The 17578-nt window shown below is 59.4% G+C and carries 18 protein-coding genes; 11 read left to right on the top strand and 7 right to left on the bottom strand.

Going from position 1 to position 17578, the window contains the following annotated elements; translation table 11 throughout:
* Positions 1 to 108 precede the first annotated feature (108 nt).
* Complete coding sequence (locus QO231_RS02830) at positions 109 to 1809, bottom strand: acyl-CoA dehydrogenase family protein (RefSeq protein ID WP_316773145.1); 1701 nt, start codon at positions 1807 to 1809, stop codon at positions 109 to 111.
* Between the two features lie 144 nt (positions 1810 to 1953).
* Here QO231_RS02830 and QO231_RS02825 point away from each other — a divergent pair, with 144 nt between their 5' ends.
* The gene (locus QO231_RS02825) at positions 1954 to 2721 is read left to right on the top strand and encodes a sulfite exporter TauE/SafE family protein (RefSeq protein ID WP_316773143.1); all 768 of its coding nucleotides are present in this window, start codon (positions 1954 to 1956) and stop codon (positions 2719 to 2721) included.
* A gap of 209 nt (positions 2722 to 2930) precedes the next feature.
* On the opposite strand, the gene QO231_RS02820 is transcribed toward QO231_RS02825, so the two are convergent.
* The gene (locus QO231_RS02820) at positions 2931 to 3365 is read right to left on the bottom strand and encodes an EamA family transporter (RefSeq protein ID WP_316773141.1); all 435 of its coding nucleotides are present in this window, start codon (positions 3363 to 3365) and stop codon (positions 2931 to 2933) included.
* A gap of 179 nt (positions 3366 to 3544) precedes the next feature.
* The gene (locus tag QO231_RS02815) at positions 3545 to 5143 is read right to left on the bottom strand and encodes a phosphoenolpyruvate carboxykinase (protein WP_316773139.1); all 1599 of its coding nucleotides are present in this window, start codon (positions 5141 to 5143) and stop codon (positions 3545 to 3547) included.
* A gap of 340 nt (positions 5144 to 5483) precedes the next feature.
* Between QO231_RS02815 and QO231_RS02810 the strand changes: the two genes are divergently transcribed.
* The 8 genes from QO231_RS02810 (at position 5484) to QO231_RS02775 (ending at position 12038) form a co-directional block, all read left to right on the top strand.
* A complete protein-coding gene (locus QO231_RS02810; RefSeq protein ID WP_316773137.1) occupies positions 5484 to 6185 on the top strand; it encodes a response regulator transcription factor in 702 nt (233 codons plus the stop codon).
* A gap of 9 nt (positions 6186 to 6194) precedes the next feature.
* Positions 6195 to 7928, top strand: coding sequence for a sensor histidine kinase (locus QO231_RS02805; RefSeq protein WP_316773135.1), 1734 nt, complete (start codon positions 6195 to 6197; stop codon positions 7926 to 7928).
* Positions 7929 to 7932: 4 nt separating this feature from the next.
* Positions 7933 to 8382 (top strand): HPr kinase/phosphorylase, encoded by a 450-nt coding sequence (locus QO231_RS02800; protein WP_316773134.1) that lies wholly within the window; start codon positions 7933 to 7935, stop codon positions 8380 to 8382.
* Positions 8379 to 9245 (top strand): RNase adapter RapZ, encoded by an 867-nt coding sequence (rapZ, locus tag QO231_RS02795; RefSeq protein WP_316773132.1) that lies wholly within the window; start codon positions 8379 to 8381, stop codon positions 9243 to 9245. The genes QO231_RS02800 and rapZ overlap by 4 nt, the downstream gene beginning before the upstream one ends.
* 26 nt (positions 9246 to 9271) lie before the next feature.
* Positions 9272 to 9664 (top strand): PTS sugar transporter subunit IIA, encoded by a 393-nt coding sequence (locus QO231_RS02790; RefSeq protein ID WP_316773130.1) that lies wholly within the window; start codon positions 9272 to 9274, stop codon positions 9662 to 9664.
* A gap of 15 nt (positions 9665 to 9679) precedes the next feature.
* Positions 9680 to 9949 carry an HPr family phosphocarrier protein gene (locus QO231_RS02785; RefSeq protein ID WP_316773128.1) on the top strand — a complete coding sequence of 90 codons (270 nt, stop codon included), beginning with the start codon at positions 9680 to 9682 and terminating at the stop codon, positions 9947 to 9949.
* Positions 9950 to 9983: 34 nt separating this feature from the next.
* The gene (locus QO231_RS02780) at positions 9984 to 10874 is read left to right on the top strand and encodes a lysophospholipid acyltransferase family protein (protein ID WP_316773126.1); all 891 of its coding nucleotides are present in this window, start codon (positions 9984 to 9986) and stop codon (positions 10872 to 10874) included.
* Between the two features lie 117 nt (positions 10875 to 10991).
* Entirely contained in the window at positions 10992 to 12038 is a 1047-nt protein-coding gene (locus QO231_RS02775) for an alcohol dehydrogenase family protein (protein ID WP_316773123.1), read from the top strand.
* Between the two features lie 16 nt (positions 12039 to 12054).
* On the opposite strand, the gene QO231_RS02770 is transcribed toward QO231_RS02775, so the two are convergent.
* Positions 12055 to 12930, bottom strand: coding sequence for a 3-hydroxybutyryl-CoA dehydrogenase (locus QO231_RS02770; protein ID WP_316773121.1), 876 nt, complete (start codon positions 12928 to 12930; stop codon positions 12055 to 12057).
* A gap of 161 nt (positions 12931 to 13091) precedes the next feature.
* On the opposite strand from QO231_RS02770, the gene QO231_RS02765 reads away from it, so the two are divergent.
* Entirely contained in the window at positions 13092 to 13919 is an 828-nt protein-coding gene (locus tag QO231_RS02765; RefSeq protein ID WP_316773119.1) for a DUF6473 family protein, read from the top strand.
* Between the two features lie 60 nt (positions 13920 to 13979).
* On the opposite strand, the gene QO231_RS02760 is transcribed toward QO231_RS02765, so the two are convergent.
* Positions 13980 to 15020, bottom strand: a complete 1041-nt coding sequence (locus QO231_RS02760; protein ID WP_316773117.1) for an NADP-dependent oxidoreductase — start codon at positions 15018 to 15020, stop codon at positions 13980 to 13982.
* Positions 15021 to 15175: 155 nt separating this feature from the next.
* Here QO231_RS02760 and QO231_RS02755 point away from each other — a divergent pair, with 155 nt between their 5' ends.
* A complete protein-coding gene (locus QO231_RS02755; protein WP_316773115.1) occupies positions 15176 to 15961 on the top strand; it encodes an inositol monophosphatase family protein in 786 nt (261 codons plus the stop codon).
* Between the two features lie 90 nt (positions 15962 to 16051).
* Here QO231_RS02755 and QO231_RS02750 read toward each other — a convergent pair whose 3' ends face one another.
* Both QO231_RS02750 and QO231_RS02745 read right to left on the bottom strand, forming a co-directional pair.
* The gene (locus QO231_RS02750) at positions 16052 to 16795 is read right to left on the bottom strand and encodes a rhomboid family intramembrane serine protease (protein WP_316773113.1); all 744 of its coding nucleotides are present in this window, start codon (positions 16793 to 16795) and stop codon (positions 16052 to 16054) included.
* A gap of 90 nt (positions 16796 to 16885) precedes the next feature.
* On the bottom strand, positions 16886 to 17509 hold the full coding sequence (locus QO231_RS02745; RefSeq protein WP_316773111.1) for an HD domain-containing protein: 624 nt from the start codon (positions 17507 to 17509) through the stop codon (positions 16886 to 16888).
* Positions 17510 to 17578 lie beyond the last annotated feature (69 nt).

Genomic DNA, 17578 nt, shown 5'->3' with positions numbered 1-17578 from the left:
TGGGTTTCTCCGGTACTTGTCGCGACCAGGAGCGACCTTTGGGGATCGATTGACGTTGCAAAGCCCAAATGGCCTTGCCGCACCAAATCTTGGCGTGTGCCTCTCGGATCAGCTCAGAAGGCGCCGGGCAATCACCTGTGCCTGAATTTCTGCGGCACCTTCAAAGATGTTCAGAATGCGGGCATCACACAGCACACGGGAAATCTTGTACTCCAGCGCAAATCCATTGCCGCCATGAATTTGCAAGCCATTGTCTGCTGCTGCCCAGGCCACCCGCGCGCCAAGCAGCTTTGCCATTCCGGCCTCCAGATCACAGCGGTGCCCGTTGTCCTTTTCCCAAGCCGAGAAATAGGTCAACTGGCGTGCAATCATGATCTCGACCGCCATCATCGCCAGCTTGCCGGAAACGCGTGGGAAGTCGATCAGCGATTTTCCGAACTGCTTGCGCTCCTGAGCATATTGCATGGCAATATCCAGCGCGCATTGCGCCACGCCGATGGCGCGGGCGGCCGTCTGGATACGGGCGGATTCGAAGGTTTGCATCAGTTGCTTGAAACCCTTTCCCTCTTCGCCGCCAAGCAGGTTCTCGCCCTTGACCTCAAACCCGTCAAACGCCAGTTCGTACTCCTTCATGCCGCGATACCCAAGCACCTCGATCTCGCCACCTGTCATGCCCGGTGTCGGGAATGGCTCGCTGTCGGTGCCCGGCGTCTTTTCGGCCAGAAACATCGACAGCCCCCGGTGATCGGTGCTGTCAGGATTGGTTCGTGCCAGCAGGGTCATGACATGCGTACGTGCGGCATGGGTGATCCACGTCTTGTTGCCTGTGACCTTGTAATTGCCGTTTTCGTCCTTCACTGCGCGGGCGCGCAGACTGCCGAGATCGGACCCGGTATTGGGTTCGGTAAACACAGCGGTGGGCAGGATCTCTGCGCTGGCAATCTTGGGCAACCATTTGGCCTTTTGCTCGTCCGTGCCGCCCGCGATGATCAATTCGGCCGCGATTTCGCTGCGGGTGCCAAGGCTGCCAACACCGATGTAGCCGCGTGACAACTCTTCGGACACCACGCACATCGACGCCTTCGAGAGGCCGAACCCGCCATGCTCCTCGGGAATGGTCAGGCCGAATACGCCCATTTCGGCGAGGTCATCAATGATCTCGATCGGGATCAATTCATCCTTCAGGTGCCACTCGTGCGCATGGGGTTCGACCTTGTCCATGGCATAGCGGCGGAATTGTTCGCGGATCATTTCCAATTCGTCGTCGAGTCCGGATGCACCAAACATGAAATTGGCGGATTGTTCCTGCATCAGGTCGACAAGACGGGTGCGCACCGCCTGTGTGTTTCCGCTGGCCATCAGGGTTTGCACCTCGGCGCAGTGAAATCCCGACAGGGCGTCCCAACTCAGGCCAAGCTCCTGCAATCTCAGGATTTCGCCCTGGTTCATCGGGATGCCGCCCGCAATCTGGTGCAGGTACTCGCCAAAGGCGATCTGGTGGATCAGTTGCTCGATCTCGCCAAACTTGCCGTCTGCCTGCAACCGGTCGGCCCAAGCCTGCATCTGTTGCAGGCTCTGCGCGTAGGTCGCCAGCCACGCCAGCCCGTGCGCCGCTGTCTGGTTGGCCTCGATCAATGCGCCCGATACGCGGTCACCCTCGACAACCCGGGTGCGGACACTGTCGCGCGCCTTGTCAAGATAGCTCTGAACCGCAGGCAGGGCGGCGGCGGTGAGTTTCAGCAGATCGGGCAGAATCACCGCCCCGTTCTCTTGATTTGTCATCGTCTGATCCTGTCCGTCGTGGGCCATGAGACACTCTTCCTTTTCGTTCCGCCCGGTCCTAATCATTTCGCAGTTGCAGCGCAACAAAAATACGTTGATGCCGCGCCCTATGTTCGAAAGTTGCGCGTCATTTTGGCGGTGCAGCACGCGACTGTGGTGGTAATAACAGGCATGGAATCACTTTTTGCCCTGCTGAGTCCCAGTGCCTTTCTTCTTGCATTTGCAATTACGGCGGTTGCGGGACTTGTTAAAGGCATGGTCGGGTTTGCCCTGCCTATGATCATCGTTTCAGGACTGGGGATGTTCCTTGCCCCGGAACTGGTGCTGGCCGGGCTGATTCTGCCGACGGTGACTGCCAACTGCGTTCAGGCGCTTGGGCATGGACCGCGCGCGGCGCTTGCCTCGGTCCGGCGATTTGGTGTGTTCCTGATCGTCGGGTTCGTCTTTCTGGTCAGCAGTGCCCAACTCCTGCGCAGCGTGTCGGACGCAACGTTCTTCATGATGATCGGCATACCGGTCTCGTTCTTCTCGCTTGCGCAACTTGCGGGGCTCGGATTTACCCTGCGCGAACCCAACAAATGGGTGGAGGCGCTGATCGGAGCCGTCGCAGGCTTCATCGGCGGGCTGTCCGGCATCTGGGGGCCGCCGACGGTGGCCTATCTGACGGCGCTGAACACGCCCAAGGCGGAACAGATGCGCGTGCAGGGCGTGATCTATGGGCTGGGCGCGCTGGCGCTCCTTGGTGCGCATGTCAGCTCGGGCGTATTGCGGGCGACGACTTTGCCGTTGTCTGTCGCGCTTGTCGTGCCGGCCATGCTTGGCATGTGGGCGGGCGGGCGGCTGCAGGATCGGATCGACCAGCGAACGTTCCGCAAGGTGACGCTGGTGGTGTTGCTGGTCGCCGGGCTGAACCTCGTGCGACGCGGGCTGATGGGGTAGTTCGCGAGCGCAGAGACGCGGCACGACGGCCGCTGGATTGGAAAAAGTCGGCGTGTCCGGCTACTGCGTTGAGCTGTTTTGAGCCCCGATTTCCCAAAAAACTGATCTAGAACGTTTCGCGTTTAATTTGGATCATCTGGTGTCACCTAACGCGTTGAAATCTATGATTTCAGGCAGCGTTAGGTGATTCAGGCTTAACGCGGAACGCTTTAAGCCACTGCGACGAGAAATGCGCCGATGCCGATCAAACCCACACCGCTCCAGCCGGTCATCGACATCTTCTCGCCAAGAAACATCGCAGCGATCAGAGCCACAATGACGACGCTAAGCTTGTCTATTGGTGCCACCTGCGAGACTTTCCCGAGTTGGAGTGCCCGGAAATAGCACAGCCAGGAAGCACCGGTCGCCAAGCCAGACAGAACCAGAAACAAGCTCGTCTTGATCGAAATCGTTGAGAGTGGTTGCGTTTCCCCGGTAGCCGAGACCAGCAAACCCAATGCAACTACAACGACCATAGTGCGAAGAAAGGTCGCGAAGTTCGAGTTGATCTCTGCCACCCCCACCTTGGCAAAAACTGCCGTCAATGCCGCAAAGACTGCCGCGAGCATAGCCCAAAAGAGCCATGAATGTGTGACGATTTGCATGGATGGTACCTCTGCCCATTAGAGAAGAACAATAGGGCTGAGACACTGAACGGTTGGCGTCATTGACACAACCCTATGACCGCCTTGTCCTGCATCGCGGATCAATACAGCCTGCGGACATTCCTCAAAAAAAATCCCCCCGAAACTCGGGGCGATTTGAGTCTCAAGATATACAAGTTTCAACCGATTGCAGCGGCCTTCACGTCTTCGTCGATAAACGGCAGGTATTGCTCGAAGTTGTCCGAGAACATTGTGACCAGTTTGGCCGCTTGCTTGTCATAACCTGCCGTGTCGTTCCATGTGCGGCGCGGGTCCAGAAGGACGTCGGGCACGCCGGGCACATCGACGGGAACCTCAAAGCCAAAGTTGGGATCCTTGCGGAATTCCACATCGCTCAGTGAACCATCCAGCGCGGCGGTGAGCAGCGCACGGGTCGCCTTGATCGGCATCCGGCTTCCGACTCCATAGGCGCCGCCGGTCCAGCCGGTGTTCACCAACCAACAGGTCGCGCCATGCTGGGCGATCTTGTCCCGCAGCAGGTTGCCATAGACTTCGGGCCGGCGCGGCATGAACGGTGCGCCAAAGCAGGTCGAGAACGTCGGCTGTGCTTCGGTGATACCGCGCTCGGTTCCGGCCATTTTGGAGGTGAACCCGGAGAGGAAATGATACATCGCCTGCGCCGGGGTCAGCCGGGCGATCGGAGGCAACACACCAAAGGCATCGCAGGTCAGCATGATGATATTCTTGGGATGACCGGCAATCGCCGTAGCCGATGCGTTCGAGATGTAGTCCAGCGGATAGGCGCAGCGCATGTTGGCGGTCAGGCTGTCATCCTTGAAGTCCAGTTTCCGCGTATCCGCGTCATAGACCATATTTTCGATGACCGTCCCGAATTTGGATGTCGTCGCGTAGATCTCGGGCTCTGCCTCGGGGCTCAGGTTGATGGTCTTGGCATAGCAGCCACCCTCGAAGTTGAAGATGCCACGTTCAGACCAGCCATGTTCGTCATCTCCCAGCAGGATCCGGTCCGGATCGGCAGACAGGGTGGTCTTGCCGGTGCCGGACAGGCCGAAAAAGATCGCCGAGTCGACCGGATTTCCAACCGCATGATTGGCCGAGCAATGCATCGGCATGACGCCTTTTTCCGGCAGCAGGTAGTTCAGCATCGAGAAGATCGATTTCTTGTTTTCGCCCGCGTATTCGGTGCTGCCGACCAGGATCAGCTTGCGATCGAAATTCACGGCGATCACGGTTTCGCTGCGACAGCCATGGCGCTCGGGATCGGCCTTGAAGCTGGGGCAGTTGATGACAGTGTAATCCGCGACAAAGCTGTCAAGATCTTCACGATCGGGGCGGCGGAACATGTGGCGGATGAAGAGGCCATGCCAGGCCAGTTCGGTTACCAGGCGGACGTTCTCGCGATAGATCGGATCGGCCCCGGCATACATGTCCTGAACAAAATACTCGCGGCCCTTCATATGCTCGATCATGTCGTCATAGAGGCGATCGAACGCTTCCGGCTCCATCGCTGCGTTGTTGTCCCACCAGATCGTGTCCCTGGTGGTGTCGGACATGACGACATGCTTGTCCTTTGGAGAGCGCCCGGTGAATTTGCCGGTTTCGACCATGAATGATCCGCCCCGGCCCAACGCGCCTTCGCCGAGACGCAAGGCGTTCTCGATGAGCGCAGGCTCCAGGAGATTGTAGTGTACGTTCTCAACCCCCGCGATGCCCTGATCCTCTAGGCGAAAATTTGGGTTTACCCGTCCAGATGTCATTAGGTCGTATCTCCTGTTTCGGCGCCGGCATCGACCATGTCCGCTCAATCGGCCGCATCGTCAGGGCACCATATGCGCTGCCTTTTACACGTGGCTCAATGCGGTGAACAGGCCGGTTTCCCGAGTTAGCGCCACCAAGGCGATGTTTAGCGCAACCATACCATGGATCGCGGAACCACTGATCAGAAAAGTGCGACAATTCAGTCATTACCACCATCTTTCTGCCCGGATTGGTTGTTCGAAGCACGCCGATTCTCGGTTTGGGATTGATTCGGATTTCCAAAGTCACGAAGACTTGGCTAAATCTGTAGCGCGTGGGTCAACAAGAGAGGCTGTTCTTATGTCAAAGATCGCATTGGTAGATGACGACAGGAATATCTTGACGTCGGTTTCGATGACGCTCGAGGCAGAAGGGTTCGATGTGGAAACCTATAACGATGGTCTGGCGGCGCTCGAGGCCTTTAACAAGAAGATGCCCGATCTTGCGGTTCTGGATATCAAGATGCCGCGCATGGACGGGATGGAACTGTTGCAGCGGATTCGCCAGAAAACCCAGATGCCTGTGATTTTTCTCACGTCCAAGGATGATGAGATCGACGAGGTACTTGGGTTGCGCATGGGTGCCGACGACTACGTGAAGAAGCCCTTTTCCCAACGGCTTCTCGTTGAACGCATACGGTCGCTCCTGCGGCGGCAGGAGGCCGTGGATCGCGATGCCGACGGCAGCGGTCCGGAGGCCAAGGTCATTGAGCGCGGAGAGCTGAAGATGGACCCGCTGCGCCACTCGGTCAGCTGGAAAGGCAAGGACGTGTCACTGACGGTGACGGAGTTCCTGCTGCTTCAGGCGCTCGCCCAGCGACCCGGCTTTGTCAAAAGCCGCGATCAACTCATGGATGTGGCCTATGATGACCAGGTCTATGTTGATGATCGGACCATCGACAGCCACATCAAGCGTCTGCGCAAGAAGATGCGCACGGCGGACAGCGAGTTCTCGGCGATCGAAACGCTCTATGGGATCGGCTACCGGTACAACGAAGAGTAAGCCCCTTTCATGAGCCCCGCTGAAAGGACGCTCGTGCGCAACACAGACTCCTCCAACAAGAGACGCCGCAGCGGTGATGTGGTGCTCGGTGATGATTGGGTGTCGCCGGATGGCGTGGACGAAGAGGGTCTGCGTGCCCGCCGCGCCGGGCGCGGTTTCCTGTCGCTGAGAACCTCTCCGCTGACCCGCAAGATCGTGATGTTCAATCTCATTGCTCTGAACATTCTTGTCGCCGGAATTCTCTACCTCAACGGGACGCGCGACAATCTGGTGTTGCAACGTGCCAGCGCACTGGTCGGTGACGCGGAGCTGGTTGCCAACGTGTTCGAGGCCCAGCTGCCGGAAACTGGCCCGATATCGCTGGCGGCAGAACGCGAGCGCGTGGCCACGATGTTGAGTGCCCTAAACTTGCGCAACGGGATCGAAGTTTACGTGTTTGACAATGAGCAAATGCTCATCGGGCAGACCGAAGGCACCAACCAGAGTGCTGCGCTGACCGCCCTTGCGCCCAAGGAGGCGGGCAGAACCTATATCAGTGACGGCCTCACCGCGCTGTGGGCGATGGTCTCCGGGCCGTTTGCGGCCAAACAGAACGATGTCCGCGGTTCGGTCGAGACACAGTTGCGCGGAATGATCCCCGGAGCAGAAGACGGTCAGACACGTGTAGATTCCGGGCAGGATCTCTTTGGTGCAACCGTCATTTCCGCAGTTACCCCGATCATGCGTGGCAAAAGCGTGGTTGGCAGCGTCGGCATGGCCAGCCCATCTGGCGAAATCGACGCACTGGTGCGGGGCGAACGGGAGCGGGTCTTGCAGATGTTCGTCATCGCGACTCTTGTGTCGGTGGGGCTGAGCCTTGTTCTGGCCTCCACCATCGCCAATCCGCTGGCCGACCTGGCGCAGGCCGCAGAGCTGGGTCGCGACCGGAACGCCCGCAACAGCCAGTTGGGACGAATACGCATTCCAGATCTGACCGGACGACCAGACGAGATCGGACGCCTGTCGCGTGCCCTGCGCGGGATGGTCGGCGCGCTCTACAATCGTATCGAAGGCAATGAACAGTTCGCCGCCGATGTGGCACATGAAATCAAGAATCCACTGGCCAGCCTGCAATCAGCGGTCGGCACGCTGCGCATGGTCAATCGCGAGGATCAGCGGGAAAAGCTGATGGGTGTCATCGAGCATGATGTGCGCCGTCTTGACCGGCTGGTGAGCGATATTTCCAACGCCTCGCGGCTTGACGCGGAACTGGTCAAGGAAGACGAGGAGACATTCGATCTCGTCAAGATGATCGAGAACCTGAACCAGTTTCTCGGCGAGGATGCAAAAAGCAAGAACATCGACTATATCACCGACCTGCCGGACAAGCCGGTCGTCATTCAGGGGCTCGAGGCGCGGTTGGCGCAGGTATTCGTCAATCTCATAACCAACGCGATTTCCTTTTGCGAAGATGGCGATGCGATCCGCGTCTGGGCCCGCAAGCGCGAGAACCGTGTGCTTGTTGTGGTCGAGGATACCGGTCCGGGCATTCCCGACGATTCCCTCTCCAAAGTATTCAAACGGTTCTATTCTCAACGTCCGGAAGAGCATTTCGGCAACAACTCCGGCCTTGGGCTGGCGATTTCCAAACAGATCGTCGAAGCGCATGGCGGCGTGATCTGGGCCGAGAACATCCGCCCGACCGAGGCTGACATCACTTCCGCACCGCTGGGCGCGCGCTTTGTCGTGGGCCTTCCGATCTGACGTCATGGCCATTGACCAAAGCCAGCACGGCACCGAGCCCACCATCGTGCATGCGAGCTGTGTCGCCGTTGCAAAGCGTGGGTGTCTGATCATCGGTGCATCAGCCAGCGGCAAATCGTCTTTGGCCTTGTCCCTGATGGGGTATGGAGCCAGTTTGATCGCTGATGATCGGGTTGTTCTTGAGCGGTCTGCGACGGGCATTCGCGCCTCTGCTCCTCCGGCGATCCGGGGCCTGATCGAGGCGCGCGGCGTTGGGATATTGACATGCGAACCGGCGAACGCGGTCGTGATCGGGGTTGTGGTGGATATGGACACGGTAGAGACTGCGCGATTGCCGCAAGCGCGCACCACGGAGCTGCTCGGGGAGCCTGTCACCCTGTTGCACCGGGTTTGTGGCCCGCATTTTGCACCGGCTCTGATGCAGTTTCTCAAATCCGGACGGAAGAGCCCATGACCGATCAAAACACAGGCGCTGCGACACCGGTTGTACTGGTCACCGGACCTTCCGGGGCAGGTCGGTCCACCGCGATCAATGTGCTCGAGGATCTGGAGTTTGAATCGATCGACAACTTGCCGCTGCACCTGCTGCCGCGCCTGCTCGACGGCCCCGGTCTTGATCGCCCTTTGGCGCTCGGCGTGGACACCCGCAACCGGGATTTTTCGACGGCGGCGCTGCGTGAGCTCGTGGAGCGGCTGGGCAGGCAGGAAGGTGCAGAACTGACGGTTCTTTACCTGGATTGCGACCGCAATGTCCTGCTGCGACGGTTTTCCGAAACCCGCCGCCGGCATCCCCTGGCGCCCGCCGAAAGCCCGGAGATCGGAGTCGAGCGGGATCTTGACCTGATGGCCCCGATCCGCGAACTCGCCGATATTCTGATCGACACCTCGGACTTGAATGTTCACCAGTTGCGGGCCGAAATCGAGCGTTGGTTCGCGGCGGCAGGCAGCAATCGACTGGCGGTTTCAGTTCAGTCGTTTTCCTACAAGCGCGGCCTGCCGCGGGGCATCGACATGGTGTTCGATTGCCGGTTCCTGTCAAACCCCTACTGGAACAAGAACCTGCGCGCGCTTGATGGCCGTGACCCGAACGTCGCTGCCCATATCCGCCAAGATACCCGTTTCACCCCGTTCTTTGATCGAGTGGTTGATCTCACCCGCCTGCTGCTTCCTGCCTACCAGGAAGAAGGTAAATCGCACCTGTCGATCGCCTTTGGGTGTACCGGCGGTCAACACAGGTCGGTTTTCCTTGCGGAAACCTTGGCCAAAGCCCTTGCGGACGACGGACAGCAGGTGTCAATTAGGCACCGCGAGCTGTAAGGCTGCAAGAGGGACGAGGGGCCGAGTTGATCGGAATTGTGATCGTGGCGCATGGCGGGCTTGCAAGAGAGTTTCTTGCAGCGACTGAGCACATTATTGGCAAGCCGAACGGAATTTGCGCCATCGGGATTGAAGCGGTTCATGACAGAGCCGCCGTAGAACAGGAAATCTGTGACGCCGCCGATGCGGTTGATACCGGCGACGGCGTCGTCGTGGTCGTCGATCTGCATGGCGGCTCTCCCTGCAACCTTGCCCTCAAGGCGGTGCGACCGGAGAAACGCCGCATCGTTTTCGGCGTCAATCTGCCGCTTCTCGTCCAACTGGCGAAACATCGCGACGAGCCGGTTGCGGATGCTGTGCGCATCGCTATCGACGCTGGTAAGAAATACATCTTCGCCAAGAACATTAGCTCCGAGTGAAAGCCGAATACCGAGATGACCGAACGCAAACTCAAGATCGTCAACGAAAAGGGGCTGCATGCCCGTGCTTCAGCCAAGCTGGTTGAGGTGGTCGACGGCTTTGACGCGCGCGCAGAGGTCTCTTGCGACGGCCTGTCGGCCTCTGGCGACAGTATCATGGGTCTTTTGATGTTGGCAGCGTCCAAGGGAACGACTATTGACGTTCAGACCAGCGGTCCCGATGCTGAGGCACTCGCGGATGCGTTGGAAACACTGGTTGCGGACAAGTTTGGCGAGGGGTTCTGACGCCGCCCGGCGGACATGATACGGGAAAAGCGATTTGGCGGACTCCACACATGATACGCGCACGACCGCACTCCCCGAGGCAGAGCCGCCTCAGGGGGAGATTTATGACCGTCGTACGCTGACATATGCCAATTCCTTTGACGATCCATGGACGTCCTTCGCGATCAAGGCGATCGAGTGGCTTACCGGCAAGATCACGATCCTGCGTATGGTCAGCGCGTTTGAGAAATCCAATGATCAGTATCGCGGGCAGAAATTCTGGCGCGGTGCCCTGAATGTCATGGGGATCGACTTGACGACTCCGCCCGAGCAGCTTGCAAATATCCCCAAAGAGGGGCCGGTGGTGGTGGTTGCAAACCATCCGCACGGGATGGTCGATGGCATGATCTTTGCGGATTTGATTGGACGCGTGCGACAGGATTACCGCATTCTCACGCGCTCCGTCCTGACAGGGCTGGACGAGGCCGCCACCTCTTTCATGATTCCCGTGCCGTTTCCACATGACCCGGATGCGCAGAAAAAGATGGTTGAAATGCGCGCTGCTGCCATGGATCACCTCAAGAATGGCGGCGTTGTTGCGTTGTTTCCATCCGGTGTCGTGATGTCGTCGGACAGCTGGTTCGGCGACCCGGTCGAACGCGAGTGGAACGTGTTCACGGCCAAGATGATCCGCAGGTCGGGTGCCAAGGTCGTGCCGTTGTTCTTTCCGGGCCGAAATTCGCGCGCTTACCAGATTGCCTGCCAGGTCTCTCCGATCTTGCGCCAGGGGCTCCTGCTTCACGAGATCGTCCGATCCTGCAACAAACCGCAGGCGCCGGTCGTGGGTGAGCCGATCAGCGACAAGGACATGGAACTGCTCGAAACCGATCCGCGCGGGTTCATGGCATGGTTGCGCCAGCACACCTTGGATCTCGGCAAGCCCTGATACTCGCCGGGCGCGAGCACCGTGTCCCACGTTCATCGTGCATGCGTTCCTGCGCCGGCTGAGTGACGGGCTGCGGTTTCTGAACCGCTCATGCGCTGGATGAACAGGGAGAACAACATGACCCTACCGGAAACGATGTTTGGCGTGGCGCTCACGGGTCATGGCGGGCCCGAAAAGCTGGAGTGGCGGGACGACCTGCCGGTTCCAACCCCGACGAAAGGTGACGTCGTGATCCGCGTCGCGGCAGCGGGGGTCAACAATACCGACATCAACACCCGCATCGGCTGGTATTCCAAAGGCGACGCCGAGGAAGGCGATGCCAGTTGGGCAGGCACGGCCCTGCGCTTTCCCCGTATCCAGGGGGCGGACATCTGTGGGCACATAAGCGCCGTTGGTGACGGGATCGACGAGGCCCGCATCGGCGAGCGTGTTCTGATCGAACCCTGCCTGCGGGAAGCCAATGGCAAACCGCTCGAAATGCCGTGGTATTTCGGCTCGGAATGCGATGGCGGGTTTGCACAGTTCACACGCGTGGCGTCGCGCTATGCCCATCCCATCCAAAGCGATCTGACGGATGTGGAACTTGCGTCCTTTCCCTGTTCCTACTCAACCGCCGAAAACATGCTCATCCGCGCGGGGGTAAGCGAGGGTGAAACGGTCTTGGTAACCGGTGCGTCGGGTGGTGTCGGCTCGGCCGCGGTCCAGTTGGCAATCGCACGCGGCGCGCATGTGATCGCGGTGACCAGCGCGTCCAAGGCAAAAATCCTGACCGAACTGGGGGCGCAAAGAACGCTGGGCCGTGACGATAATCTAGCCGCTGAACTTTGTGAGAACAGTGTGGATGTCGTCGTCGATCTGGTAGCGGGCCCCACATGGCCCACGCTCCTGGACGTCCTGCGGCCCGGTGGGCGCTATGCGGTGTCCGGGGCAATCGCAGGGCCGATCGTAGAACTGGATGTACGCACGCTATACCTCAAGGATCTCAGTTTTTTCGGGTGCACGGTGCTTGCGCCCGGGGTGTTTGCCAACCTGATGCAGAGGATTGAGCGCGAAGAGATCAAGCCGCTGGTTGCCGAGATCTTTCCCCTCGCGGACATTACGCAAGCGCAAGAGGCTTTCGCCCGCAAAGGGCATGTCGGAAAGATCGTTCTGACGGTGCCATGACGCGGCCCAGGTGCGCCTATCTTGTCGGCACGGGTTCATCGCCGCGGTAATCGTAGAACCCGCGGTTCGTCTTGCGGCCCAGCCATCCGGCCTCGACATATTTGGTCAGAAGCGGGCAGGGGCGGTACTTTGTATCCGCCAACCCGTCATGCAGCACGTTCATGATCGCAAGGCAGGTGTCCAGTCCGATGAAATCGGCCAGTTCCAGCGGCCCCATCGGATGATTGGCCCCCAGCTTCATCGATTCGTCGATGGATTTCACATTCCCGACACCCTCGTAGAGCGTATAGACCGCCTCGTTGATCATCGGCATCAGGATTCGGTTCACGATAAAGCCCGGAAAATCTTCGGCACTGGCGGCGGTCTTGCCCAACCGGTCCACAACCTCGCGACAGGCGGTATAGGTCGGCTCGTCCGTCGCAATGCCCCTGATCAGTTCCACCAATTGCATGATCGGCACGGGGTTCATGAAATGGAAGCCCATGAAGCGTTCAGGCCGATCGGTGCGACTGGCCAATCGGGTGATCGAAATCGAGGATGTGTTCGAGGTCAGTATGGTTTCGGGTTTCAGATGCGGTTGCAGATCTGCAAAGATCGCCTTCTTGACGCTCTCGCGTTCGGTCGCGGCTTCGATCACCAGATCGGTTCTGCCAAGATCGGGCAGGGACAACGTGGTTTCGATGCGCTTCATTGCGGTTTGCATATCCGCTTCGGTAATCTTGCCGCGCCCGACCTGCCGGCCCATATTGCCGTCGATACCGGCAATCGCAGCATCCAGAGCATCCTGGCTGATATCGTTCAGCATGACGTCATACCCGGCCAACGCCATTACATGGGCAATCCCGTTGCCCATCTGTCCTGCCCCGATCACGCCGATTGACTTGATTGTCATAGCTCCGCCTTCCGCCTTGTATCGCCCGACCATATCGGTCGCAGCCGGTCAGGGACAAGGGGCTGTATTCATATCGTTTTGCATCAAATTTGCAGGTTAGCCGAATCGCAACCTCTTCCCGCGATCACTGGGGTTGGGTGAACTGAAATTTGGTGGGTAATATGAGCTTTGAAGTATCAGGCGCGCGTGCGCTTGCCGACATCCCATGTCGATACAGAACGTCTAGATTGCTGGTCCGGGGGCCGCGCAGGTCGCTGCGAGATCCCTATGTCGCGTTTCTGGGCAGCAGTGACACATATGGCAGTTTTGTCATGCATCCCTTCGTCGCATTGGCCGAATCCGAGATCGGCTTGACCTGCGTCAATCTTGGCTGCGCGAACGCCGGGGTCGACGCGTTGCTCAACGATCAGGACGTTCTCGATATTGCGGGGGCGGCCAAACTCGTAGTGTTGCAAGTCAGCGGCGCGCAGAACATGTCAAATGCGCTCTATCGCGTGCACCCGCGCCGAAATGACAGATTCCTGTCGGCCTCGCCCACGCTGCGCGCGATCTATCCCGAAGTGGATTTCATGGAGTTCCATTTCAACAAACACATGCTGACCACGTTGCACGATCTGTCGGCCGACAGGTTCCGCGCCGTTCGACAGCAGATCCAGCAGGCGTGGCTTGCCCGGATGCGGCTGTTGCTGGATCGAATCGGTGCGCAAACCCGGCTCTTGTGGGTGCGGCATGATCCGCCTGAAACCGGGGGGGCGCAGGCGAGCCTGGGTGGTGATCCGTTGATGATTACCCGTTCGATGCTTGAGGCGCTGTCCGAGAATTCCGGGGGAGTGATTGAAGTATCCGTTGCAGCTGCCGGTCAGTCCGGTGATCTGGATGGCATGTTTTTCGGGCCACTGCAGGCACCGATTGCAGAATTGTCCCTGGGTCCGCAGGCTCATGAAGCGATCGCGGACCAATTGGTTTCGCACCTCAAACCAATACTGTGAAAAGGCCCGCCAAAACTGGCGGGCCATGGTCAGATCCTACGTTCCGGAAACGGCGCCGGCTCAGGCAATCTTGACGATCTGCTTGCCAACGTTCTTGCCTTGCAGCAAGTCCATGAACGCGTCCGGCGCATTTTCCAGCCCCTCGGCAATGTCTTCGAGAAAGGCGATTTCTCCGGCGGCCACCTTGGGTCCGACTTCCGCCAGGAATGTCGGGTAGCGGTCCCAGTGGTTGGAGATGATGAAGCCGTTGACCGACAGGAACTTGATCAGGATTGTCCGCCAGATTGCAGGCCCGGTAAGGCCCTGATCCGAGGCGCCAGCGCCAAGGCCACCGGCGTTGTACCAGGAGATCATGCCGCAGATCGGGATACGACCGTGGTTGTTCATCAGGGGCAACACCGCTTCCAACACCTTGCCGCCGACATTCTCGAAATAGATGTCGATGCCGTCCGGACACTCGCCTGCGAGTGCCTTGCGCAGGTCCGCCGCGTTTTCATGGGCGCGGTGATCAACGCAGGCATCAAAACCGAACGTGTCGGTGGCCAGCTTGCACTTGTCGGCGCCACCCGCAATGCCCACGGTGCGCAGGCCCAACGATTTCGCAACCTGGCCGACCATCGAGCCGACCGGGCCGGTGGCTGCGGCCACCACGAGGGTTTCGCCGGCCTTTGGACGCCCATACTCGGTAAGCCCGTGCCAACCGGTAAAGCCGGGCATGCCCAGCACGCCGAGAGCCAAGGTAATCGGGCCCTGCGCCGGGTCCAGCTTGCGCAGCATCTTGGCCGGTTGCACCGCGTGCGTCGCCCAGCCCAGCATGCCAAATGCAAAGTCGCCGGGTTTGAAGTCGGGGCTGTTGGAGGCAATGACCTCTCCCACGCCGCCAGCTTCCATTGTGCCGCCGATTGGCACCGGCGCAGCATAGGATTTCGCGTCATCCATGCGGCCTCGCATATAGGGATCAAGCGAAATGTAATGGACCTTGATCAGCACCTCGTCGGCGCCGGGGACCGGCACGGGTTTCGCTTCGTGGTTGAAATTTTCCGCGGTCGGTGCGCCGGTCGGGCGGCTGGCAAGCGCTACGTGATGCATCTGATCGGTCATGGACGACTTCCTTGTTGTCAGTTTGGGAACACGGTGCCGGTACACGTCTGGTTTGACAAGGGGCCGGCCGCAGCGTCACACCCGACAGAGATCGCTTGGCAAGCTCCCTCGCGGGGCGTATACGCGCGGCCTGACCCGGACAGGAGCGGCGTGATATGGTAGGCAGTGCAAATCTCAATGTGATGATCAAGGCCGCGCGCAAGGCGGGCCGGTCGCTGGTCAAGGATTTCCGCGAAGTCGAGAACCTGCAGGTGTCGATGAAGGGGGCCGGAGACTTTGTCTCAAAGGCCGACCTGGCGGCCGAAGCGATCATCAAGGAAGAATTGCTGGGCGCGCGCCCGACCTATGGCTGGCTGGCCGAGGAAGGCGGCGCGCTCGACGGCAAGGACCCGACGAGGCGTTGGATCGTGGACCCGCTCGACGGCACGACGAACTTTCTGCACGGGCTGCCGCATTGGGCGGTGTCGATCGCGCTGGAACACAAGGGCGACGTCGTGGCCGGAGTCATCTTTGACGCCGCCAAGGACGAGATGTTCATTGCCGAGAAAGGTGCAGGCGCCTGGATGAACGACACCCGGTTGCGAGTGTCCGGGCGCAATCGGATGATCGAGAGTATTTTTGCTACAGGTCTGCCGTTTGGCGGGCGCGCCGATTTGCCCGAAACCTTGCAGGACCTTGCACGGGTGTTGCCGGGCTGTGCAGGGGTGCGGCGATGGGGTTCCGCAGCGCTGGACCTGGCCTATGTTGCGGCGGGGCGGTATGATGGTTTCTGGGAACGGCAGCTGAATGCCTGGGACCTGGCAGCTGGTGTTGTCATCGTGCGCGAAGCCGGTGGTCTGTTGCAGCCGATGGAGCCGCGCGGCAACATCCTGGAGGATGGCGCGGTGATCTGCGCAAACGAGGCGATATTTGACAGTTTTGCAAAGGTCATCCGCGGTTAGCGCAAGCGGCTGGTGACAGGTGCCTCCGGCGGGAGTATTTCCTGCAAAGATGAAGGCGCTTGGACTGGGCAAAGGCTTCCACCTCGGGCGTCATTTTCTGCGAATTTTCGGTATGCTGCTTTCACCGAGGCGATAGCTGGCCTCCGGGTGCGGTGGTTGTCCATGTGTTCGCTGCCAGAATCGCGGTCCTCCGAGGCGAAGCCAGAGTGGCACCGCAAGAACCAACCCGATGACAAAGCCACCTGCATGCGCCCAATAGGCAACGCCCCCGGTTTCCGGGTCAGCCCCAAGTCCGCCAAGGAACTGGAATGCGAACCAGACTGCCAGGACGATCCACGCGGGGATCGCAAAAATGCGGAAAAAGATGATCACGATCAGAAGCACATCGACGCGTGCGCGTGGAAAGAGCAACAGGTAGCCGCCCATCACACCGGCAATTGCGCCTGACGCACCGACCGTAAGCACATTGGAATAGGGGGCCGCCAGCACATGCGCCAGCCCGGCGCCAAGGCCGCAGGCGAGGTAGAAGGCGAGGAATTTGACATGGCCGAGCTCGTCCTCGAGGTTGTCGCCGAAGATCCAGAGAAACAGCATGTTGCCGATCAGGTGCATCCACCCTGCATGCAGGAACATCGAACTGACGAGGGTGTGATAGTTCATCCCATTGCTGATGCTTGCAGGGATCATCGCCCATCTGTCGAACAGACTGTAGAGCGCGTGATTGTCGTTCAGTATGCTCGCATAGCTGAGAAAGATCAGGATGTTGGCCGCCATCAGGCCGTAGACAACATAGGGCGTGCGCCCCGACGGGTTGTGATCGCGGATCGGAAACATGCGGCGACGCTGGTCTGAAAGCGGATTGGGGTCAAGTGGTCACGCGCCGAGCAACTGAACCGCCTATGGTCCTTCGTCAGGACGCAATCGTCACGGTCTTGCGCGTTCGGCTGCAATATCCCTGTTGGTCAGAGGCTGATCGGGTGCCCGAGTGACCTCCGGGTCATAGGCCGTGCGCGCGAAAACCTGCTGCACCATCGGCGCGAAAAACGACAGTGGCAAAGAACTGTAGTCCGGGTCAAAGCTTGCCTGATCCCAGCGTTCGCAGAATTCGGCGCAGTCGTCGAAATATCTGTGGCCCCGATGGCGGTCCCGCTTGTTCTGATCAAACCCATCCAGGTGATGTCCGTAGTAGAGCATCTGAAAATCACCATGGGCTTGGACGCACCAACGGCATTGCTCCCGCACAAAGGGTTTGAGGATCGTGGCGGCATATTCGTCATGGTTATAGGGCGCAAAGATGTCGCCGATGTCATGCAAGAGCACTGCCACGACCCAATCGATATCTGCACCGTCCCGCCATGCCCGCGTCGCGGATTGCACCGAGTGGCCCAGGCGCGTCACCTGATAGCCCGACAGGCTCTCATCCAGTTGTTCCAGCGCCCGCAGAAGCCGATCGGCCGTTCCCTTCGTGTATTCGATCTCATGGGACGTCAGGAATTCGTAATCTTCCTTGGTGCCGTCCTTCATCCGGGTAAAATTCACCTTGTCCATCCTGTTCCCCGTCGGCCGCATCATTCTCGGGGCTACATTGCCTGATGCCATGTGATTTGGCGATCATGA

It is taken from the genome of Sedimentitalea todarodis (assembly GCF_032595355.1).
In the GTDB taxonomy this organism is placed as follows: Bacteria; Pseudomonadota; Alphaproteobacteria; order Rhodobacterales; family Rhodobacteraceae; genus Sedimentitalea; species Sedimentitalea todarodis.
This window is presented reverse-complemented; position numbering and strand designations above follow the sequence as displayed.